This is a genomic window from Solwaraspora sp. WMMB762 (assembly GCF_049179115.1).
Classification (GTDB): domain Bacteria; phylum Actinomycetota; class Actinomycetes; order Mycobacteriales; family Micromonosporaceae; genus Micromonospora_E.
In genome coordinates, this window is sequence record NZ_JBMHMD010000001.1 from 5,730,631 (window position 1) to 5,752,597 (window position 21,967).

General features: G+C 73.5%; 14 protein-coding genes. 7 read left to right on the forward strand and 7 right to left on the reverse strand.

Features of this window, described 5'->3' with window-relative positions:
• Position 1: 1 nt before the first annotated feature.
• The gene (locus ACN27J_RS25675) at positions 2–5,137 is read right to left on the reverse strand and encodes an SCO7613 C-terminal domain-containing membrane protein (RefSeq protein WP_421370141.1); all 5,136 of its coding nucleotides are present in this window, start codon (positions 5,135–5,137) and stop codon (positions 2–4) included.
• A gap of 166 nt (positions 5,138–5,303) precedes the next feature.
• Positions 5,304–6,731 (reverse strand): UDP-glucose dehydrogenase family protein, encoded by a 1,428-nt coding sequence (locus ACN27J_RS25680; protein WP_278173909.1) that lies wholly within the window; start codon positions 6,729–6,731, stop codon positions 5,304–5,306.
• Between the two features lie 267 nt (positions 6,732–6,998).
• Between ACN27J_RS25680 and ACN27J_RS25685 the strand changes: the two genes are divergently transcribed.
• Positions 6,999–8,162 (forward strand): acyl-CoA dehydrogenase family protein, encoded by a 1,164-nt coding sequence (locus tag ACN27J_RS25685; protein WP_278173910.1) that lies wholly within the window; start codon positions 6,999–7,001, stop codon positions 8,160–8,162.
• Between the two features lie 48 nt (positions 8,163–8,210).
• Here ACN27J_RS25685 and ACN27J_RS25690 read toward each other — a convergent pair whose 3' ends face one another.
• The gene (locus ACN27J_RS25690; protein ID WP_421370143.1) at positions 8,211–9,236 is read right to left on the reverse strand and encodes a hypothetical protein; all 1,026 of its coding nucleotides are present in this window, start codon (positions 9,234–9,236) and stop codon (positions 8,211–8,213) included.
• Positions 9,237–9,316: 80 nt separating this feature from the next.
• Positions 9,317–10,048: a hypothetical protein gene (locus ACN27J_RS25695; RefSeq protein WP_421370145.1), complete on the reverse strand. Its 732-nt coding sequence runs from the start codon at positions 10,046–10,048 to the stop codon at positions 9,317–9,319.
• 274 nt (positions 10,049–10,322) lie between these two features.
• On the opposite strand from ACN27J_RS25695, the gene ACN27J_RS25700 reads away from it, so the two are divergent.
• Positions 10,323–12,332, forward strand: a complete 2,010-nt coding sequence (locus ACN27J_RS25700) for an acetoacetate--CoA ligase (RefSeq protein ID WP_421370147.1) — start codon at positions 10,323–10,325, stop codon at positions 12,330–12,332.
• 69 nt (positions 12,333–12,401) lie between these two features.
• The gene (locus ACN27J_RS25705; protein WP_416567454.1) at positions 12,402–12,740 is read left to right on the forward strand and encodes a hypothetical protein; all 339 of its coding nucleotides are present in this window, start codon (positions 12,402–12,404) and stop codon (positions 12,738–12,740) included.
• A 37-nt stretch (positions 12,741–12,777) separates the two neighbouring features.
• Here ACN27J_RS25705 and ACN27J_RS25710 read toward each other — a convergent pair whose 3' ends face one another.
• Complete coding sequence (locus ACN27J_RS25710; protein ID WP_421370149.1) at positions 12,778–13,524, reverse strand: TIGR03089 family protein; 747 nt, start codon at positions 13,522–13,524, stop codon at positions 12,778–12,780.
• Between the two features lie 197 nt (positions 13,525–13,721).
• Between ACN27J_RS25710 and ACN27J_RS25715 the strand changes: the two genes are divergently transcribed.
• Entirely contained in the window at positions 13,722–14,885 is a 1,164-nt protein-coding gene (locus ACN27J_RS25715; RefSeq protein WP_278173916.1) for a glycosyltransferase family 4 protein, read from the forward strand.
• 78 nt (positions 14,886–14,963) lie between these two features.
• A complete protein-coding gene (locus ACN27J_RS25720; RefSeq protein WP_421370151.1) occupies positions 14,964–16,064 on the forward strand; it encodes a mannose-1-phosphate guanylyltransferase in 1,101 nt (366 codons plus the stop codon).
• 13 nt (positions 16,065–16,077) lie between these two features.
• Here the strand turns inward: ACN27J_RS25720 and ACN27J_RS25725 are convergent, their stop codons facing one another.
• Both ACN27J_RS25725 and cofD read right to left on the reverse strand, forming a co-directional pair.
• Complete coding sequence (locus tag ACN27J_RS25725; RefSeq protein ID WP_421370153.1) at positions 16,078–17,262, reverse strand: coenzyme F420-0:L-glutamate ligase; 1,185 nt, start codon at positions 17,260–17,262, stop codon at positions 16,078–16,080.
• On the reverse strand, positions 17,259–18,272 hold the full coding sequence (gene cofD / locus ACN27J_RS25730; protein WP_421370155.1) for a 2-phospho-L-lactate transferase: 1,014 nt from the start codon (positions 18,270–18,272) through the stop codon (positions 17,259–17,261). Before cofD ends, ACN27J_RS25725 begins: the two co-directional genes overlap by 4 nt.
• An 80-nt stretch (positions 18,273–18,352) precedes the next feature.
• Between cofD and ACN27J_RS25735 the strand changes: the two genes are divergently transcribed.
• Entirely contained in the window at positions 18,353–19,240 is an 888-nt protein-coding gene (locus ACN27J_RS25735; protein ID WP_421370157.1) for a hypothetical protein, read from the forward strand.
• A 128-nt stretch (positions 19,241–19,368) separates the two neighbouring features.
• On the forward strand, positions 19,369–21,894 hold the full coding sequence (locus ACN27J_RS25740; protein WP_421372473.1) for a bifunctional FO biosynthesis protein CofGH: 2,526 nt from the start codon (positions 19,369–19,371) through the stop codon (positions 21,892–21,894).
• The last annotated feature ends 73 nt before the right edge of the window (positions 21,895–21,967 follow it).

Here is a 21,967-nt window from a genome sequence, read left to right on the forward strand (position 1 = left end):
CTCAGCGCATGCCGCGCAGGGCGCCCCGCACCCGCTCCTGGGTCTGCCGGCGCCACTCGCTGCTGGCCCCGAGCGCCAGCAGCACCAGACCGACCGGGATCAGCACCAGCCACGGCCCGAAGAAGGTCAACGCGTGCAACGCGGTCACCGCGCTGACCACCGTACCGACCACCACCGGGGCCTGCTGCTGACTCATCGCCCCGACCAGCAGGGTGCCGACCGCACCGAGCAGCAACAGGACCTGCCGGAAACTGTTCTCCCCCGAGCTGATCACCAGTACCAGGGTGGGCAGGAACGCCGCGGCCAGTGCCGGCCCGTACGCCGTCCAACTGCTCAGGTCCGGCCGGTGCCGCAGCTCGAGCACCCCGACTAGCAGGGCGAGGACGGCGAACGGCAAGGTGTACGCCTCGGTGAGCGCCACATCGGTGATCCGCATCAGCATCCACCAGGCGGTGATCTCGCAGCCGACCGCCAGCCAGAACAGCACCCGGCGCTCCATCGCACGGCGGCCAGGCCGGGTGGCCGTCACCCCGAGCACCGCACCCCAGGCGGCCAGCAGCCCGGCCAGATGCGCGGCCGAGTCGTACGCCAGGGCCAGCGCGAGCAGTGCGGCCGCGTAGCTGCTCCACTCGACCACCGCCGCCTCGCGTACCGCCTCGGGGTGGCTGAGCCGGGGCAGCCGGGTCGCGGACAACAGCAGGCCGGCACCGACGGCGAGTACGCCGAACGCCGACCAGCTCGGCGGAAGGCCGGCGACGAGGCCTATGGTCAGCACGAACATCTGCGCCATCACCGAGGCGAACAGCCAGCCGAGGATCCGGGCCGGCTGGCTGCGTCCGGCGTACGCGGACACCGCTCCGACGCACACCGAGCTGCCCAGCGTGAAGACGGTCAGTTGGTCGTTGGCCAGCGCCCCGGCGAGTCCGGCGCCACCGGCGGCGAGGCCGATCAGGAACAGCAGCCGGCGGGCGATGCGCAGCGGCCGGTGCCGCTCGGTGTCCGGCGGCGGTTCGGTCAACGCCAGTCCGACCATGGCGACCGCGAAGACCAGCAGCGCCGCCATGGTGCCCGCCGGCCAGCCGACGCCGAACGACATCGGGGTGATCAGCAGGGTGATCGCCACGCCGGGCAGTACCACCGGAACCGCCTGGCCCGGCTGGCCGGTGTTGAACCCGGTCGCGGCCAGCGCCGCCGCGACGGTGAGTAGCAGCGCCGCGAGCAGGTTGGTCGGGTCCACGGCGGCGGCCGGCGGATCGAGCAGCCCGGCCGGTGGTCCCTGCCAGATCGCGGTCAGGGTGCGGTACGGCTCGACCAGTGCGGCGGTCAGCGTCGGTGCCACCGCCGCGACGGCCAGCGCGGTGGGCAGCGCGGCGGCTGCCAGCGCACCCTTGACCGGGCTGATCGCCCACTCCTGGCCGATCTCCAGCGGCCCCGGCTGGCTCCACCGGCCGCCGAGCCCGGACCATCGGCGACTCGGCCGGGACAGGTCCACCGGCGGTGGGGTGGCGGCCCGGAGCAGTTCGGCGAGTACGCCGAGCAGTGCGGCTCCGGCGGCGTACATGCCGGTCGGCAGGCTGGTCGGGAGCGAGGCGAGGGCGGTGACCGTCGCGCCGGCGGCCAACCCGACGGTGGCGTACGGCAGGTAGTGCGGGACCCGGCGGCGGACCATGGCCAGCACGGCGACGCCGAGCGCTGAGGCGGCCAACGCCCCGGTCAGCACGATCTCCGTGGTCCAGCCGAGCGCGGCGGCCAGCGCGGCGACCGCTCCGGGCAGTGCCAGCAGCGCGGCCCCGGTCGCCGCGCCACCGATCTTCGCCAGGTGCGCCGGCATCGACTCCCGGTCGGGGACGGGCGGCCCGGTACCTGCCTGGTCGACCTGGTCAGCCTGGTCAGCCTGGTCAGCCTGAGCAGATTGGTCGGCCAGCGTCACGGTGGCGACGACCCGGGCGAGTACCGCCACCACCACGCAGGTCAGCACCACGACACCGAGCGCGGCGGCGGTGGTCCACGGACGGACCAGGCTGGCGCCGATGGCGTACAGGGCGACCGCCACGGCGACGCCGGCCCGGGCGGTGGCCGCCTGTGGATCGTTGGCGGCCACCGAGACGATCCCGTACCCGATCGCGACCAGGCAGCCGACCACGATCGGCGACCACCAGGGCAGGCCGAGCGCCGCCGGGGTGCCGACGGTGGCGAGCGCGACCAGCACGCCGGCGGCGTGGAACGACCAGGGCCGGGGCAGCGCGACGGCGGCGGCCAGCGCGAGCAGCACCAGGGCCAGCGGCACCTGCCAGGAGTTGGCGGCGACCTCGGTGGACCAGGCGGTCAGGTCCGCCTGCCAGAGCTGGCCCGGAGTGGCCAGTGCCTGGACGCCGCCGGCGACCGCCGTGTAGCCGGCGAGGACGGCGATGACCCCACCGCTGACCGCGGTGCCCAGGACCGGTCCGCGCCGCCAGTGCTCGGGCAGGGCGCGTACGGCGACCGCCACCAGCAGGGTCAGCGCCGCGCTGGCCACCAGTTCGGTGCCGGGTACCACGATCGCGCTGACCCTGGCCAGCGTGCCGACCAGCGCGGCGGTGGCCGCCGCCGCGGCGTAGTCGGGGCCGTCGAGCAGCCGGTCCGCCCGCCGGCCGGCGTCGATCGAAGGCGCCATGAGCAGCAGCCCAGCGGCGACCAGCAGCCCGACGGCGACCCACACGTCGGCGATGGCCGCGCCGGGCGAGCCGAACGCCGCGGCGGTGACCGCGAGCGCCCCCAGCCCGGTGCCGATGGTCAACGGTCGGGGGATCTGCCGTTCCGCCACCTGCGCCAGCGCCGAGTAGCCGAGCGTGCCGCAGACCGCGAGGAAACCGGCGGCCAGGATCGGGGCGGTCGTCTCCTGGACGGCCAGCGCGGTCGGCCCCGGCGGCGGCACCAGAGCGGTGACGAACGCCGCCACCCCACCGGGCAGGGCGAACGCGGCCCCGCCGGCGGCCCAACCCCCGACCGCGTCCCCGGCGGGCCGGCGGCGTACCTCCGGCAGCGTCCCGGCTACCGCGATCAGTACGCCGGCGGCGGCCAGCACCAGCAGGGCGGCAGCGGTGGAGCCGGGTCGGGCCAGCGCCGCGCCCGCACCGGCGGTGCCGAGCACCGCCGCGCAGATCACGTGTACCCGGGCGGCCCGGGTGGTGTCGGTGAGGAAACCGGTGCCGGCCACCGCGACGGCGGCGAGCACCGGCAGCCATGGTGCGGCGTACCAGGGCAGGGCGAAGGACGCCGGTACGGCCAGCGCGGTCAGCGTCACGCCGACGACGGTCGCCTCGCGACGCCATTCGACCGGCATGGCGACCGCCGCCGCGATGGTGATCAGCAGCGCGGCCAGGGCGAGCTGCCAGTCGGCGGGCCCGGCGTAGTCGACCAGGCTCTCCTGGTAGCCGGCCAGGTCGGCCTGCCAGGCGGGCAACGCGGCGCGGACCGGCGCCAGCGCCGCCCGCAGCGCGCCACCGGCGACGAGTACGCCGAGCACGGTCAACGCGGCCGCCGCCGCGAGCTGCGGGCCACGGCGGACCTGCTCCGGCAGGGCCCGTACGCCGATCCCGGCGACGGCGACCACGGCGGCGATCAACAACAGCGCCGGGCCCGGCAGGGCGACCGCCGCGACCCGGCTGGCCGCGCCGATGACCGCCAGGGCGAACACGCCGGCGGCCAGGTCCGGCAGCGGCGGGTGGCCCAGGGTGAATCCGCCGACGAGCCCGACCCCGGCGGCGATCAGCAGCACCGCCGCCGCGACCAGCGTGGCGGGCACCGTGTCGGCGCGCAGCACCGCCACCACAGCGAACAGCAGCGCGGCGGTGACGGCCAGCCCGTGCAGGGTCCAGATCAGGTCGCGTAGCCAGAGGACGGCCGCAGTGGGTGCCGGCGGCAGCCAGCCCGGCTGTCGACGACCGTCGCCGCCACCGGGAGGCTCGCCCGCGACGACGGCGTCGGCCTCCTCCGGCGCGCTCTCCGGCCGGTCGGAGCCGGTGCCGGACGGAGCCGGCCCGGCCGGCCCGCTGGCCCGGTCGCCGGGCCGGTTGCCGCTGTCCGGTCCGGCCGGCGCGGCCGACCCGGCCGACCCGGCCGGCACGTCCGGCCGGGGTCGGGCCACCGTCGGCGACCCGAACCGCCAGTTGGCGCCGAGCTGCCCGGAGCCGCTCAGCAGCCGGACCAGCAGCAAATCGAGCACGGCGACCACGGCGAGCGCCGACGCCCACCCGGCCGGCCCCCGGATCAGGTCCTGACCGAGCAGCGGCACGACCGGCTGGATCGCGAGCACCATGCCGTACCGGGGCAGACGCAGCCCGGTCGTGGCGGCGTATCCGGCGGCGACCAGCGCGGTGACGGCGAAGGTGAGGCCGGCGAACGTCGATGGGCTGACCGGGCCGGCCCGGACGGCGTCGGTCGCCCAGATCGCGTAACCGTCGATCGGGACGAGGACCAGCGCCACGGCGGCGATCGTCTCCGCGGTGGAGGTGAGCCCGCGGGCGGCGACCGCTGGCGGGGCCGCGAGCAGCAGTAGCGTGCCGGCGAACAGCACGCTCAGCCGGGTGACGTCGGGCAACGCGCTGTTGGCGACGGCGGCGAACACCACCACCGCCATCAGCGCGCCGAGGCCGAGCAGGACGTTCTGGATCGACTGGGCGGACGCCTCCGGTCGGGTGCCGTCCGCCGACAGGACCTGGGTCGGATCGTCGCCACCGGCGGCCGGCGGGTAGCCGGGCGGTTCAGAGCCCGGCGGCGGCCCGGTCGGTGGCGCGTCGTCGTCAGCGACCAGGTTGGGGCTCTGCCGGGGGAACTTCGGCGGGGCGGTGCCCTGGTCGGCGGTCGGCGGTCGACGCCCGGCCCGGCGGCGGACCGAGACCCGGGGCCCCGGGCCACGCCGACCGGCGGCACCGCCGGTGGACAGGATGTCCCGCTGGAAGATCGCCGCCTGCAGATCGCTGGCCATCTGCTTCTGCTCTTTGGCCAGCGCGAGCTCGCGGGCCTTCATCTCGGCGATGGACCGCTCGATGCGGGCCAGGTCCTCAGCGAACTGCGGCTGCTCGGCACCGCACCGGGGGCAGGTCGCCGCCGCCGGCACGGTCCGCCCGCACGAGGCGCAGCGGTACGGCGTACTCATGGCACCCTCCTCCACGCCCGGACCACACTGTGGACCACTTCCTACGAAGCATGCCTAAACCAAGCAACTGTTGAACAGCCCCAGGCGGCGTGGAGATCGGAGAAAAACCGGTTGTGGGTCCGTCCCGGACCCACAACCGGCCGGTTCGGCGCGGGCGGTGCCGGGCTCAGGGGCGGCCCATGCCGCGGTACTGCCAGCCGGCGCCGGTCCACAACGTCGAGTCGAGGCAGTTCCGGCCGTCGATCACCCGGCGGCCGGCGACCAGCTCACCCAACGCCACCGGGTCGGCGTTACGGAAGTCGGCCCACTCGGTCAGGACGCAGACCAGGTCGGCGTCGCGGACCGCGTCGACCATCGACGGTACGTAGGTCAGGTCCGGCTGCGCCCGCCGGGCGTTCTCCGTACCCTCGGGGTCGAAGACCCGCACCTGCGCGCCGGTCTTGGCCAGCATCGCCGCCACCGCGAGCGACGGCGCGTCGCGGACGTCGTCGGAGTTGGGTTTGAACGTCGCCCCCAGCACCGCCACCGTCGTGCCGGACAGATCCGGCCCGGCCGGCCCGGACCGGCGGCCCAGCAGCTCGGCCGCGAGCTGCACCACCCGGGACCGCCGCCGCTGGTTGATCAGATCCACCTCGTGCAGGAACCGCAACGCCTCACCCGCGCCGAGCTCCTGCGCCCGCGCCTGGAACGCCCGGATGTCCTTCGGCAGACAGCCACCACCGAACCCGACCCCGGCCTGCAGGAACCGGTTACCGATCCGCGGGTCGTAGCCGATCGCCCGGGCCAACTGGGTGACGTCGCCGCCGGCCACCTCACACACCTCGGCCATCGCGTTGATGAACGAGATCTTCGTGGCCAGAAACGCGTTCGCCGCGACCTTCACCAGCTCGGCGGTGGCGAAGTCGGTCACCACCAACGGCACCTCCCGGTCCTCGGTGGCGGCCAGGTCGAACACCCCCTTGTGCGCGGCGTACAGCATGCCGTTGGCCCACTCGCTGCGGACCCCGACCACGATCCGGTTCGGCCGCAGCACGTCCTCGACGGCGAAGCCCTCCTGCAGGAACTCCGGACTCCACGCCACCTCGACGCCCAGGTCGCCCGAGGCGTGCTTGCCGACCAGCTGCTCGATCCACTCGGCGGTGCCGACCGGCACGGTGGACTTGCCGACGATCAACGCCTTCCGGGTCAGGTGCTGGGCCAGGCCGGTGACCGCCGCCTCGACGTAGGACAGGTCCGCGCCCATCGCGTCGGCCCGCTGCGGGGTGCCCACACAGATGAAGTGCACGTCGCCGAAATCGGCGGTGGCGGCCATGTCCGTGGTGAACCGCAACCGCCCGGCGGCCAGGCTCCGCTTGAGCAACTCGTCCAGACCCGGCTCGTGGAAGGGCACCTCACCTGCGGACAGCTTGGCGATCTTGTCGGCGTCGACGTCGTAGCCGATCACCTCGTAGCCGAGTTCGGCGAAGCAGATGGCGTAGGTCGCGCCGAGGTAGCCGGTGCCGAGGAAGGTCAGGCGCGGGCGGGGGGCACCGGACGGCGGGGTCACCGCCGCGATGGCCGGGACAGGCTGGATGTTCGGGTACGGGATGGTCACGCCTTGATTCTCCGCTCGCGCTGGCGGCGCTGTGGTCGCGTCGCACTCGGTGGTCCGGTGCCGGGGGCTCGACACCAATCATCGTGGTTTTGACGTTCGCGGCATACCGCTTCTGTGGGGACCGACCCGGCTGAGAGCCGCCGATCGGCTGCCCGGCAGACGATAGTCCGTATGGCTGGGTGGGGGCGACCGACGTCGGCGTTACTCGCCGGTATCCTCGCACTGGAGCAGGATATCGAGGGAACACTCCAGGCGAGGGAGGGCGTGATGACGTCCGGGCCGGCGTTCGATGTCTATCAGTTACCAGAGGAGCACACGGCGATCCGGGAAGCGGTACGGGAGGTGTGCGACGCGAAGGTCGCCCCCAACGCCGCCGAGGCCGACGAAACCGCACAGTTTCCCACCGCGTCCTACGACGCGTTGCGGGCGGCGGACTTCCACGCCCCGCACGTCCCGGAGCAGTACGGCGGGGCGGGTGCTGACGCCCTCGCCACCGCGATCGTCATCGAGGAGGTCGCGCGGGCCTGCGCATCCTCATCGTTGATCCCGGCGGTCAACAAGCTCGGCACGATGCCGCTGCTGCTGGCCGGCTCGGAGCAGTTGAAGGAGCGCTATCTGCGGCCGGTGGCGTCCGGGGCGGCGATGTTCTCGTACTGCCTGTCCGAGCCGGAGGCGGGCAGCGACGCGGCGTCGATGACCACCCGCGCGGTCCGCGACGGCGACCACTGGGTGCTCAACGGGGTGAAGCGGTGGATCACCAACGCCGGTGTCTCGGAGTACTACACGGTCTTCGCGGTCACCGAGCCGGGTGCCCGGTCACGGGGGATCTCCGCGTTCGTCGTGGAGAAGTCCGACCCCGGGGTGAGCTTCGGTGCACCGGAGAAGAAACTCGGCATCAAGGGGTCACCGACCTGCGAGGTCTACCTGGACAATGTCCGGATTCCGGCGGACCGGATGATCGGCGAGCCGGGCACCGGGTTCGCCACCGCGATGCGCACCCTGGACCACACCCGGGTGACGATCGCCGCCCAGGCCGTCGGCATCGCGCAGGGCGCGCTCGACTTCGCCCGCGGGTACGTGCGGGAGCGCCAGCAGTTCGGCAAGCCGATCGCCGACTTCCAGGGCGTCCAGTTCATGATCGCGGAGATGGGCATGAAGCTGGAGGCGGCCCGGCAGATCACCTACGCCGCCGCCGCCCGGTCGGAGCGCGCCGACGCCGACCTGACCTTCTTCGGGGCGGCGGCGAAGTGTTTCGCCTCCGACGCGGCCATGGAGATCACCACCGACGCGGTGCAACTGCTCGGCGGGTACGGCTACACCCGGGACTACCCGGTCGAGCGGATGATGCGGGACGCCAAGATCACTCAGATCTACGAGGGCACGAACCAGGTGCAGCGGATCGTGATGGCGCGTCAGCTGCTGACACCCTGACCTGACCTGAGGCCGGACCTGAGGTCCGGGTCCGGCCCAGCTCTGGCCTCAGTTCTGGGACTTTCCGGCGTCGTCGGGACGGGCCGGCAGCACCGTCGTGGTCTCGTCGCCACCGTCCGGGCCGTCCGCCGTCGGGACGATCCGGGTGGTCTCGTCGGCCTGGTCGATCCGCTCTGTCTGGTCCGGCTGGCTGATCCGGGTGGTCTCGTCCGGGTCGGTGGTGCTCGGCTGGCTGATCCGGGTGGTCTCGTCCGGGTCGCCGCCAGTCACCGCCGGTCGGGGCGGTGCGAACGCCGACGCCTGGGGCAGTACGACGGTCGGATCGTCCCGCCGGTGCCCCGGCGGGGTCAGCCGCATCGTGTCGTGCTCCGAGTCGGTGCCGGCACCCGTCGCCGATCGGGCTGGCCGCAGCGGCGGGTTGGCGGCAGCCGGGAACGCGATGGTCCGAGCCGGATCGCCGGTCGGCGGCTGGGCCGACCACGCCGGCGGTCCGGCGTTGCCGCCGTATCCGCCGGCCGGGTTGCCGCCGTATCCGCCCGCTGGGTTGCCGCCGTATCCGCCCGCTGGGCTGCCGTATCCGCCCGGGTCGCCGTACCCGCCGGGGCCGGGCAGTGGGGCGGTCCGTGTCACGTCCTGCGGTGGTGGTCCGCCGGCATACAGCGCCACCATCCGCTCACCCCGCCAGCGACGTGGGCTGAACACGGTGGCCAACAACGGGACGGCCAGCACCACGGCGAGCCCTTCGGCCGGCGCCGTGAGGACGAAGTCCGTGCCGAGCAGCCGGCGCGGCATCGTGTCGTAGAACCCCACGATGTCGACGGTGGCCCACACCGACACTGCGACGAACGACGCCCCGGCCAGCACCGGCCCGACCGGGGACAACCGGGGCAGCAGCAACAGCGCGTACGACACCCCGCAGACCGCGAGCGCGGCCAACCCGATGAACACGTCGAGCGGTGGTTCGCTGTAAGCGTCCCGTCGGGCCAGCGCGTACTCGCTCAGGCCGAGCCCGGCGAGGAACCAGATCACCGGTGCGAGGAGCAGGGACAGGATCAGCGAGCCCAGGTGCCGCATCTGACCTCCTCGCGGGGATGGTGCCTTCCGGCACGGTACCCGCCAGGCGCAACGTCACCGACGACGGTCGGTGGGTCGGTTCAGCGAATCACCCGACTGGACCGGGGGATGGGCCGGGCCGGCCGTAGTCCGTCGCCGTCGGGTCGAACGTCTTCGGCCGGCGCGGCCAGTGTCGACTTCGTCTTCGTCTTCGTGGTCAACGACGCCGGCCGGCCGGCGTCGGCCCGGTCCGGGCCGGTCGGTGCGTCGGCGGATTCGTCCGACGTCGTGGTGCTGCCGCCCGGCAGCGACCAGAGCGACGGATCGAACTCGCCGAGCGGCCGGACCGGCAACGGCTCCGCCGCCGCCGCGTCGGAGCCGGCCTTGTCGTCGGCGGTGCTGTTCGTCGCGGGCCGGGACCGCCACCGCTGCCGGCTCAGCACCGCGGTGCTGAGCAGCACCCCGAGCAACGCGAGGGTGCCGTTCTCCACTGGCTGCAGCAGTACCACCGGTTCACCGAAGAGCCGCCACGGCGTACCGATCAGGTCGCGGGCACCGAACGGGTCGACGAACATCGCGACGTACGGGGCGGCCAGGGCCAGCCCGGCGGTGAGTGGACCGAGCGGGGAGAACCGTAGCGTGCCCAGCAGCCCGAGCAGCAGACCGGCGGCGAACACGAACGCGGCCGGTGCCAGCAGGGTCGCCGTGTGGTAGCTGCCGTCGGTCACCCAGCCGGCTATGGTGCGGGCCGACGTCGTCTGGCCGACCGCGATCAGCACCCAGCACAGCGGTGCCGCAGCCAGGCCGCTGAGGAAGCTCCAGAGATGACGCATGGGCGAACCGTACCGTTTCGGGCGGGAGGCTTGGGCGGGGGCGCAGCGGGGCGGCGCACTTTTTCGGGTACGCGTTGGCGCCCGCCGCAGGCTGTGCCCGTTGCGCTACCTGCCGACGACAGCTTGTGTTCCCGGCACGCTCCGTTGCGCCCCGGTTGGCAGGACAATCGATCAGCGGCACCGCCGCCGGCGGCGCTCGACGTACGCGAGGATGGAAGTGGACGGCCACACGCGGTCCGGCGACGCGGCCGTGACCCGGGGAGGAGTGTCAGTCGTGAGCGAGGTGCTGTGGCGCCCACCGGCGGACGTGCGGCAGCGGACCCGGATCGGCGGATACCTGGCGTGGCTGGAGCGCACCCGGGGGCTGCGGTTCGCCGACTACCGGCAGCTGTGGCAGTGGTCGGTCGACGACCTGGCCGGGTTCTGGGGGTCGATCTGGGACTACTTCGAGGTGGTCGGCCATCAGCCGGCGGAGCAGGTGCTCGCTGACCGGCGGATGCCCGGGGCGCGGTGGTTCCCCGGTGCCCGGCTCAACTACGCCGAGCACGTTCTACGCGCCCCCGGGCTGGCCGAGGACGCGCCGGTGGTGATCGCGCACAGCCAGACCCGAGCGCCGGTCACCCTCACCGTCGGGCAACTGCGCGACGAGGTCCGCCGGGTGCGGGCCGGGCTGCGCCGGCTCGGGGTGGGGCCGGGCGACCGGGTCGCGGCGTACGCGCCGAACATCCCCGAGACGTACGTGCTGATGCTGGCCACCGCCAGTCTGGGCGGAATCTTCTCGTCCTGCGCGCCGGAGTTCGGCACCCGCAGCGTCACCGACCGCTGGCAGCAGATCGAGCCGACGGTGCTGGTCGCGGTCGACGGCTACCGGTACGGCGACAAGGCGGTCGACCGCCGGGCCGAGGTGGCGGCGATCGCGGACGCGTTGCCGTCGGCGCGGCACCGGGTGCTGATCCCGTACCTGTCGGCTGAGCCGTCGGACGCCCCGTCGTGGGCCACCTCGACCTGGGAGGCGCTCGCCGCGCCGACCGACGAGCCGTTGGCGTTCGACGCGGTGCCGTTCGACCAGCCGCTGTACGTGCTCTACTCGTCGGGCACCACCGGGCTGCCCAAGCCGATCGTGCACCGGCACGGCGGCATCCTGCTGGAGCATCTGAAGATGCTGGCGTTGCATCACGATCTGGGGCCGGGGGACCGGTTTTTCTGGTTCACCACCACCGGCTGGATGATGTGGAACTATCTCGCCTCCGGGCCGGCGGTGGGTGCGGCCATCGTGCTGTTCGACGGCAACCCGGCGGTGAGTGCGGCCCCGGGCGGCCCGGCCAGCCCGGACCTGGGCACCCTGTGGCGACTGGCCGCCGAGACCGGCGCCACCTACTTCGGCACCTCGGCGCCGTTCCTGCTGGCCTGCCGTAAGGAGGGGCTGGTGCCCCGCGAGATCGCCGATCTGTCCCGGCTGCGAGGGGTCGGCTCGACCGGGGCGCCGCTGCCGGCCGAGGGTTTCACCTGGGTGTACCGGTCGGTCGGCGAGGATCTGCAGCTGACGTCGCTGTCCGGCGGCACCGACGTGTGCACCGGGTTCGTGGGCGGCGTACCACTGTTGCCGGTGCGGGCCGGGGAGATCGCCTGCCGGTGTCTGGGCGCGCGGGTCGAGGCCCGGGCCGCCGACGGCCGGACGGTGGTCGGTGAGCTGGGCGAGCTGGTGATCACCGAGCCGATGCCGAGCATGCCGGTCGGGTTCTGGAACGACCCGGACGGCAGCCGTTACCGGCAGGCGTACTTCGACCGGTACCCGGGGGTCTGGTGCCACGGTGACTGGATCACCGTCGCCGAGGACGGGAGCTGCGCGATCACCGGCCGTTCGGACGCCACCCTGAACCGGGGCGGGGTGCGGTTGGGCACCGCCGAGTTCTACTCGGTGGTGGAGGCGTTGCCGGAGGTCGCCGACTCGCTGGTGATCCACCTGGAGGATCCGCAGGGCGGGGCGGGGGAGCTGCTGCTGTTCGTGGCGTTGCGGGCCGGGGTCGGGCTGGACGACGCGCTGCGTACCCGGATCGTGCGTGAGCTGCGCTCGGCGCTGTCACCGCGGCACGTGCCGGACGGGATTCACCAGGTCGCGGCCGTGCCCCGGACGCTGTCCGGCAAGAAGCTGGAGGTGCCGGTGAAGAAGATCCTCACCGGCGTGCCGGCCGGGCAGGCGGCGGCGGCCGGGGCGTTGACCGATCCGGCGGCGTTGGCGCCGTTCATCCGGTTCGCCCAGGACCGGGAAGCGTCGGTGGGTTGACCGATTCCGCCGGGATGGCAACGCAGCGTCAGCGCAGCGCGTCTCACAGGCGTGGGTGTCTACTTCCGCTTGAAGATCACCGACACGCTCGGCGTCCGGGTCGAGGGGGCACACGCCTTCAACCCGTTGGCCGGGATCACCCGGACGTTCTGGTACCGGCTGCCAACCGACTGGGTGGTGGACGGCGCGGTGCCGCGACAGCGTCGCGAGATGCTGGTCGACCGGCTGTACGGCCCGGGCTGGCGGGACGGCAACCCGGACGGGTCCCGGTACATCATCCTCGGCGTGCAGGAGAAGCTGCTCAGCGACGGTGAGGCGGCGGGCAAGCCGTGGCTGGCCGATCGGGCCGGGTTCTACGTGTGCGCGCCGGACGGCGAACTGCGGGAAGTGGTGCCCCGCGAACTCTGACCGGCCCCGATCGTCCGGCGGCGCCGACGACGACCACTCAGGCCAGGACCAGATCGACCTTCTCGCTGTCCACCCGCCCGTCGAGCCGCTGCCGGTCGAGGTTGCGGCAGAGCACCATGGTCGCCTCGGCGGCCAGCGGCGCCAGCAGCCAGTCGGTCGGGTCCGGGTACCGGTCGCAGTCGACCAGGACCCGGGCCCCGGCCCCGATGCCCAGCTCCGCGCCGCGCCGGCGGGCCCGGCCGGCCAGCTCCGCGTCCTGTCGGTCGACCGCCGGGTACGGGGTGAAATGGTCGCCGTGGCCGCGTACCTCGGTGATGTAGTCGGTCCAGCCGGGTGGCAGTTCCCGGGCGGGTGCCGCCATCGGGGCGAGGCTGAGCAGGTAGCGCTCGCCGACGGGCCGCCGATCGACCTCGGGCACCGCCGGTGGGCTGGCGAAGAGCACTTCCGCGGCCGGGTCGTCGGGCAGCGCCGGCAGCGGGTCCCGGCCGGTCGGGGCACCGGGTCCGGCGGCCGGGGCGGTCCGCACCACCAGCGCGGCCGACCAGCAACCGAGCAGGACGCCGGCGGTCTGCCAGTGGGCCGGCAACGCGACGTCGGCGTGGTCACCGGCGGCCGCGCCGGCCCCGTCCACCACCAGGTTGGCGGTCTTGGCCACCCAGTTGGCCAGCGTCGCGCCGGACAGTTCGGTCCGGTCGCCGGTCGCGTCGTCGTACCAGGTGAGCAGGGGCCGCGTCGGGTCCGCCGCGACGGCGACCGCGAGTAGCCCGGCCAGGTTGTTGGTCATCGGGGCCGAGCGTAGCGCCGTCACTGTACGTACACGCTGTCACCGGGTGGTCTCGCCCCGCTGATCGTCGGCGGCGTGGTTCGCCGCGACGCGTTTTCGGTCGCGTCGTCGACACGGCGGACGGCGTCGGGCGGCGTAGTCTTGGCACACGTGTCGTTCTTCACAACCCTCCACCACCCCCTTAGAGGAGTTGCCCAGTGACCGCCGGTCGACCGCCCCGCGTACTCATCGACGCCACGAGCGTGCCCACCGACCGCGGTGGCGTCGGTCGATACGTTGACGGCCTGCTGGGGGCCCTCGGCGCGCTCATCGGCAGCGGCGTCGAGCTCTCCGTCGTAGCGCTGCGTACAGATGTCGAGCGGTACACCCGAATGTTGCCGGCCGCCGACGTGATCGCCGCGCCGGCCGCCGTCGCGCATCGCCCGGCCCGGCTGGCCTGGGAGCAGACCGGGTTGCCGCTGCTCGCCCAGCAAGCCGGTGCTGACGTGCTGCACTCGCCGTACTACACCTGTCCGATGCGGGCGGGATGTCCGGTAACGGTAACTGTGCACGATGCGACGTTCTTCACCGAACCGGAGCACTACGACAAGTCGCGGCGAACCTTCTTCCGTAGCGCGATCAAGACCTCGCTGCGCCGGGCCAGTCGGGTGATCGTGCCCAGCAAGGCCAGCCGCGACGAGCTGATCCGGCTACTCAACGCCGACCAGGCCCGGATCGACGTGGCGTACCACGGCGTCGACTGCGGCGCCTTCCACGTGCCCAGCGACGAAGAGAAGGCCCGGGTACGGGCCCGGCTCGGGCTGACCGGCACCGACTACATCGCGTTCCTCGGTGCCAAGGAGCCGCGTAAGAACGTGCCCAACCTGATCCGGGGCTGGGTGCGCGCGGTGCAGGACCGGCCCGAGCCGCCCGCGCTCGTGGTCGCCGGCGGGCAGGGCCATGACGACGACATCGACCGTGCGGTCTCCGACGTCCCCGCCCACCTGCGGCTACTGCGTCCCGGCTACCTGCGCTACGCCGACCTGCCCGGCTTCCTCGGCGGGGCCCTCGTCGCCGCCTACCCGTCCTACGGGGAGGGCTTCGGCCTGCCGATCCTGGAGGCGATGGCCTGCGGTACCCCGGTGCTGACCACGCCGCGGCTGTCGCTGCCCGAGGTCGGCGGTGACGCGGTCGCCTACACCAGCGAGGATCCGGACCGGATCGCCGCCGACCTGGTGGCGTTGCTCGACGACGAGTCCCGCCGGCACGCGTTGGCCAAGGCCGGGGTGGACCGGGCCAAGGAGTTCACCTGGGCGTCCAGCGCCGAGGTGCATGTGGCGTCGTGGAGCCGGGCCGCCAGCATGAACCGGGTCGCCTGGTGACCCGACCACTACCTACCGGTACGGGTAGGTATCCACCATCTCGTCGGGTGGCGTGCCCGTGCCGGGCATGATGTGCTGATGCTCTTCGCCGTTATTCCGGCGGGTGGCAGCGGCACCCGACTGTGGCCGCTGTCCCGCGCCGGTAACCCTAAATTCCTGCACCCCCTCACCGGCACCACCGCCTCACTGCTGCAGGCGACCGTCGCACGGCTGGCGCCGCTGACCGATCCGGAACGGATTCTGGTGGTGACCGGTGCGGCGCACGCCGCGGCGGTCGCCCGGCAGTTGGCGACGGTGCCGGAGGAGAACGTGCTCGTCGAGCCGTCGCCCCGGGACTCCTGCGCGGCGATCGCCCTCGCCGCCGCAGTCGTCGCCCGGCGTGAACCGCAGGCCGTGATGGGTTCGTTCGCGGCCGACCATTTGATCGGCGACACCGACCGGTACGTGGAGACGATCCGTCAGGCGGTGGACGGAGCCCGCACCGGCCTGCTGATGACCGTCGGTATCACCCCCACCCGGCCGGAGACCGGCTACGGCTACCTGGCCTGCGGCGACACCATCGGTTCCGGGCCGGTCCGCCGGGTCGAGCAGTTCACCGAGAAGCCAGGGCTGGCGGTTGCCGAGAAATACCTGCGCTCCGGCCGGCACCTCTGGAACGCCAGCATGTTCGTCTGGCGGGTCGACGTGTTCCTCACCGAGCTGGCCCGCCAACAGCCCGAGCTGCACACCGGCCTGACCCGGATCGCGGCCAGGTGGGACAGCCCCGACCGGGACGAGGTGCTCGGCGAGATCTGGCCGACACTGCCCCGCATCTCCGTCGACTACGCGGTGATGGAGGGCGCGGCCGCCGCCGGGCGGGTCGGCACCGTCCCCGGCGACTTCGGCTGGAACGACGTCGGGGACTTCCACACCCTCGGCGACGTGCTGCCCGCCGATCCGGACGGCAACGTCGTCCTCGGCGCCCCGGCGGCCGAGGAGAAGCCGGGGGTGCTGCTGCGGGACAGCAGCGGCCTGGTGGTGGTGCCGCACTCCGGCCGGCTGGTCGCGGCGCTCGGCGTACGGGACCTGATCGTGGTGGACACCCCGGACGCGGTAATGGTCTGCCCGCGCGATCGGGCGCAGGACGTCAAGCGGCTGGTGGACGCACTCAAGGAACGCGGCGAGGACGGCTACGTCTGAGCCACCCGGTCCGTCACGGCGGCGCGACGAGCCCGAGTGCGACGACGGTGCCGTCGGGGCCGGCGACGGTACCCAGCTCGGCGCTGGCGACACCGTCGGCCGCCAGCGCCGCCCGTAGCCGGTGCAGGTCGGCGCCGAAACGCACCAGGTCCGGTGGCGTATCGCCGGGCGGCCGGCAGCGCAGCAACACCGGGTACGCCGCGTCGGCCGGCAGACCGTCGGCCGGGGTCCGCTGGTTGTCGGCGTCGGCCAGTTCGAAGCGGGTGCCGGGTGCCACCACCTCGGACACCAGCCGGACCGCCCGGGCCACGGTCCCGCCGTCGACCGGACGGCGATCGTCGACTCCGACGGCCGGAGCGCCCGCCGGTCCGGCCGGGGCCGCTACCGGTCCGGCCGGGGCCGCTACCGGTCCGCCCGGCGGCAGGGTCGCCGCCGCGAGCAGCCCGGCCCGGCGGGCCTCCGCCGTACCCAGCGTGAACAGGTCCTGACCTGGTTCGCGGATCAGTGGGCGCACGCCCGGCCCGTCGGGACCGGCCGGCCCCGCCGGCGGTTCCGGCCGCCACGGATAGCCGCGGACCACCGCCACCGGCACCTGCTCCGACTTGCCCTTCACCAGGTCCCCGGCAGCGGCCATCTCGTCGACCACCGCCATCTGGGTGAGCCTCAGCTCGTTGCCGTACCGGTCGGTCTGGCCGCGGTAGTCGCGCACCGGGTCGATGCCGGCGGCCCCGAGCGCGACGTCGGTCAGGCCGTTGCGCCACGGCCGTCCCATGGTGTCCGACACGACGACCGCCAGATCGAGCCCCAGCCGGGCGTGCAATCCGGCCCGTAGTTGTCGGGCCGACCGGTCCGGATCGACCGGTAACAGCACCAGCCGGGTGGGCGCGACGTTCGAGTTGTCGATCCCGGCGGCCGCCATCACGAACCCGTGCCGGGTCCGGACAATCCGGGTCGCCCCACGCCGCGCCACCACCTCGACGGTCTCAGCGGCCAGCACCTCGTCGCGGACCCGGCTGCGGTCCGGCTCGTCGGCCGGCAGGTCCACCAGCCGGCCCTCGGCCTTGGAAACAATCTTGCTGGTCACCACGAGGACGTCGCCGTCGCGCAGCCACGGCGCGGCGTCCCCGATCAGCGCCGCCAGGTCGTCACCGGGGACCACCTCGCCGATCCCGGTGACCGGCAGGATCTCCAGCCTCATCCGGTCACCCCGGTCGGCCGGCCGGCCAGTTCGATCGCGGCGCCGACCATCGCGGCCGTCGCCGCCTCGTCGGACATCCACAGCGGTACGGCCCGCACCTCGATCCCGTCCACCCGGGTGGCCTCGTCCACCGGGTCGACCAGCCAGCCGTCCAGCAGCCCACCGGCGCGCCGGGCACCGTAGAGCGCCGCCACCCCCGCCGCCGTGCACGGTTCACCCAGCACCGCGAGGCACCGGTCGGCCATGCCGCGTACCGGTGCGTCGCCGATGATCGGCGACACTCCGACCACCGGGGCCGGGTTGCCGGCGAGCGCCTCGCGGATCCCGGGTACGGCGAGCACCGGCGCGATGCTCACCACCGGGTTGCTCGGCGCGATCAGCACGACGTCGGCGGCGGCCAGTGCGTCCAGTACGCCGGCGGCCGGCTTGGCCTGTGCCGCGCCGACGAAGACGAACCGGTGGGTGGGCAGCGCGCCCCGATGACGTACCCACCATTCCTGGAAATGGATGGCCCGCTCGCCGCCGGCATCAGGCCCCGGCCCCGACTCGGAGCCCGGCCCCGACTCCGGGTCGGAGACGACGACGTGGGTCTCCAGCCGGTCGTCGGTGGCCGGCAGCAGCCGCAGCCCCGGCTGCCAGCGGGCGCAGAGCGCCTCGGTGACCGCCGACAGCGGGTAGCCGGCGTTGAGCATGGTGGTGCGGACCAGATGGGTGGCGACGTCCCGGTCACCGAGCCCGAACCAGGTGGGTTCCGCCTGGTACGCGGCCAGCTCGTTCTTCACCGCCCAGGTCTCGTCGACCCGGCCCCAACCGCGCTCCGGATCCGCGCCACCGCCGAGTGTGTACATCACGCTGTCCAGGTCCGGGCTGATCCGCAACCCGTGCAGGATGACGTCGTCACCGACGTTGACCACGGCGGTCAGCTCGGCTCCCGTGCGTCGGGCGTACTCCCGCGCGCCGACCAGGAACTTCGCGCCGCCGATCCCGCCGGTCAGTACCACGATCCGCATGCCGTCCATCCTCGTCCATCGGCGGAGCACTACGCTCACCGGCATCGACCGCCGCCACCTGCGAGCACCGGGAGAAATGCGTGACCACCCAACCAGAGGCTGGGCCCGGCGACCGGCCGCCAGCCAGAGATCTCACCATGCCGCTGCGGGAGCTCGCCGCCGCCGTCCTGCTCGGTGCCACCGCGGTGTTCCTGTTCACCGCGTTGCTGGACCTGCTTGTCCCGTACCGGCTCGGCTTCGGGCCGGGGTTTGCCCGCCGTTCGGCGGACAGTTTCGGCAGCTTCGTCAACCTGGCCACGGTCGGCTTCCCGTTGCTGGCGGTGCTGCTCGCCACGCACCTCACCCCGGAGCTGGGCCGGGCCCGGCTGATGACCCTGGTCGCCCTCGTCGAGTACGCGGTCGTCGCGGTGTTCGGTGGTCTGTTCGGGCTGCTGGTCGGCTTCGTCGTGCTGGTCGACGACACCATCCGCGGCGGATTTCAGGCGCTGTTGACCCGGGCGGCGTGGCTGGCGGTGCTCGGTGTCGCCGGGTACGCGCTGTGGCGGATCTGGCAGGGGCGCTACCAGGTGGTGCGACCGAAGCCGCCGGCACCGGGCGGCTACGGCCCACCCGGGCAGTACGGCCCACCGCCGGGCTACGGCCCAGTAGGGCAGTACGGCCAGCCCGGTCCGTACGGCCCACCGCCGCCCGGATACGGCCAGCCGGGTCCGTACCACCAGCCGGGGCAGTACGGCCAGCCCGGCCAACCGGGGCCGGCGTACCCACCGCCGCAGCCCAGCGGCCCGCATCCGATGTACGCGCCACCGCCGGCACCGTCGTCCGGGCCGCCCGCTCAGCCGGCACCGTCGTCCGGGCCGCCCGCCCAGCCGGCACCGCCGTCCGGCACGGCGGAACAGCCCGGGCCGGCTGGCGACAGGCCCCGGCCGCAGGAGCCGGGACCGGACGGGCCGACCCAGCGGATCTCCTGATCGGCTCCGGTCGCCGGCGGCCCAGCTCCGGTCGCCGGTGACCGCTGTGGCGAGCGCCACCGGCCGGCGAAGGCCCGAGGGCCTAGTCTGCACTGGTGGCCGAGCACACCGAATCCGTCGTCGCCCGGGTGACCGGGGCCGCCCCGGCGGAACAGCCCACCACCGCCAGTGTCCGGCGGGCGCTGCGTCGTGCCGCGACCGGCCGCAGCCTCGACCTGGACGAGGCGGTCGCGCTGCTGGCCGCCACCGGTGGCGAGTTCGACGAACTGCTCGACCTCGCCGGTTCGCTGCGCGACGCGGGGCTGCGGGACGCCGGCCGGCCGGGCGTGATCACGTACTCGCGGAAGGTCTTCGTGCCGTTGACCCGGCTCTGCCGGGACCGCTGCCACTACTGCACCTTCGCCACCGTGCCGGGCCGGCTGCCCGCCGCGTACCTGGACCGCGACGAGGTCCTTGCGATCGCCCGGGCCGGTGCCGCTCAGGGCTGCAAGGAGGCGTTGTTCACCCTCGGCGACCGGCCCGAAGACCGCTGGCCGGCGGCCCGCCGGTGGCTGGACGAGCGGGGCTACGACTCCACCGTCGACTACCTGCGGGCCTGCGCGATCGCCGTACTGGAGGAGACCGGTCTGCTGCCGCACCTCAACCCGGGGGTGCTGAGCTGGGCCGAGCTGCAACGGCTCAAGCCGGTGGCGCCCAGCATGGGGATGATGCTGGAGACCACCGCGACCCGGCTGTGGTCCGAGCCGGGCGGCCCGCACCACGGATCGCCGGACAAGGAACCGGCGGTGCGGCTGCGGGCGATCGCCGACGCCGGCCGGGTCGGCGTGCCGTACACCACCGGACTGCTGATCGGCATCGGCGAAACTCCCCGGGAACGGGTCGAGTCGCTGTTCGCGATCCGCTCGGCGGCCCGGGAGTACGGCCACATCCAGGAGGTGATCCTGCAGAACTTCCGCGCCAAGCCGGACACGGCGATGCGTGGCATGCCGGACGCCGAACTGCGTGACCTGGCCGCGACGGTCGCCGTCGGCCGCGTCCTGCTCGGGCCGGGTGCCCGCATCCAGGCCCCGCCGAACCTGGTCGAGGGGGAGTACGCGCTGCTGCTGCGGGCCGGCATCGACGACTGGGGCGGGGTGTCGCCGGTGACCCCGGACCACGTCAACCCGGAGCGGCCCTGGCCGCAGATCGACGAGCTGACCCGGCGTACCGCCGCCGCCGGGTTCACTCTGCGGGAACGGCTGACCGTCTACCCCGAGTATGTGCGGCGCGGCGAGGCGTGGCTGGACCCCCGGCTGGCCGCGCACGTGTCGGCGCTCGCCGAGCCGGGCACCGGTCTGGCCGACGAGTCGGCGATGCCGGTCGGCCGCCCCTGGCAGGAGCCGGAGGAGGTGTTCGCCCCGGTCGGTCGGACCGATCTGCACACCACGATCGACACCACCGGGCGGACCGGCGACCGGCGGGGCGACTTCGACCGGGTGTACGGCGACTGGGCCGAGGTCGCCGGCCGGATCAGCGTACCGACCGGTGCCGGTACCAACGGCGACGGCGTCGGCGACGCGAATCTGCGGGCCGGGCTGCGGCTGGCCGCCGACGATCCGGCGGCGCTGCTGCAACCACGGCACACCGACGCGGCGCTCGCCCTGTTCACCGCCGATGGCGCGGCGCTGGACCAGGTCTGCCGGATCGCCGACGAGGTACGCCGGGACACCGTCGGCGACGACGTCACCTACGTGGTCAACCGCAACATCAACTTTTCCAACGTCTGCTACGTCGGCTGCCGGTTCTGCGCGTTCGCCCAGCGGGAACGGGACGCCGACGCGTTCCGGCTCTCCGCCGAGCAGGTGGCGGACCGGGCCGAGGAGGCGTGGCGGGCCGGTGCCACCGAGGTCTGCATGCAGGGCGGCATCGACCCCAAGCTGCCGGTGACCGCGTACGCCGAGCTGGTCCGGGCGGTCAAACGACGGGTGCCGCAGCTGCACGTGCACGCCTTTTCCCCGATGGAGATCGTCACCGCCGCCGCGAAGGCGGGCATGCCGGTCCGGGACTGGCTGCTGATGCTGCGCGAGGCGGGACTGGACACCATCCCGGGGACCGCGGCGGAGATCCTCGACGACGACGTGCGGTGGGTGCTGACCAAGGGCAAACTGCCGGCCGCCACCTGGGTCGAGGTGGTGACCACCGCGCACGAGCTGGGGCTGCGGTCCAGCTCGACGATGATGTACGGGCACGTGGACCATCCCGGCCAGTGGTTGGCGCATTTCCGGGTGCTGGCCGGGGTGCAGGACCGTACCGGCGGCTTCACCGAGTTCGTCGCACTGCCATTTGTGCACACCAATGCGCCGATCTACCTTGCCGGGTTGGCCCGGCCCGGGCCGACCTGGCGGGAGAACCGCGCCGTGCACGCCATGGCCAGGCTGCTGCTGCACGGCCGGATCGAGAACATTCAGTGTTCCTGGGTGAAGCTCGGCGACGAGGGCACCGTGGCGATGCTGCGCGGCGGGTGCAACGATCTCGGCGGGACGCTGATGGAGGAGACGATCTCCCGGATGGCCGGTTCGGCCAACGGTTCGGCGCGTACCGAGGCGCAGTTGCAGTCGATCGCGGCCGCCGCCGGCCGTCCGGCGGTCCGCCGGTCCACCGCGTACCAGCGCTGACGGCCGGCCCGGGGCCGGGGCCGGCGCACTGCGGTGGCGTACCCGACAAAAGTCGATTCGCGGATGATCGAAC

Bases quoted from the DNA above. Each gene is read 5' to 3' on its own strand.
- ACN27J_RS25710 (WP_421370149.1), bottom strand. From the start codon at position 13,524: ATGACCAACAACCTGGCCGGGCTACTCGCGGTCGCCGTCGCGGCGGAC.
- ACN27J_RS25690 (WP_421370143.1), bottom strand. From the start codon at position 9,236: ATGCGGCACCTGGGCTCGCTGATCCTGTCCCTGCTCCTCGCACCGGTG.
- ACN27J_RS25725 (WP_421370153.1), bottom strand. From the start codon at position 17,262: ATGAGGCTGGAGATCCTGCCGGTCACCGGGATCGGCGAGGTGGTCCCC.
- ACN27J_RS25695 (WP_421370145.1), bottom strand. From the start codon at position 10,048: ATGCGTCATCTCTGGAGCTTCCTCAGCGGCCTGGCTGCGGCACCGCTG.
- cofD (WP_421370155.1), bottom strand. From the start codon at position 18,272: ATGCGGATCGTGGTACTGACCGGCGGGATCGGCGGCGCGAAGTTCCTG.
- ACN27J_RS25675 (WP_421370141.1), bottom strand. From the start codon at position 5,137: ATGAGTACGCCGTACCGCTGCGCCTCGTGCGGGCGGACCGTGCCGGCG.
- ACN27J_RS25685 (WP_278173910.1), top strand. From the start codon at position 6,999: ATGACGTCCGGGCCGGCGTTCGATGTCTATCAGTTACCAGAGGAGCAC.
- ACN27J_RS25720 (WP_421370151.1), top strand. From the start codon at position 14,964: ATGCTCTTCGCCGTTATTCCGGCGGGTGGCAGCGGCACCCGACTGTGG.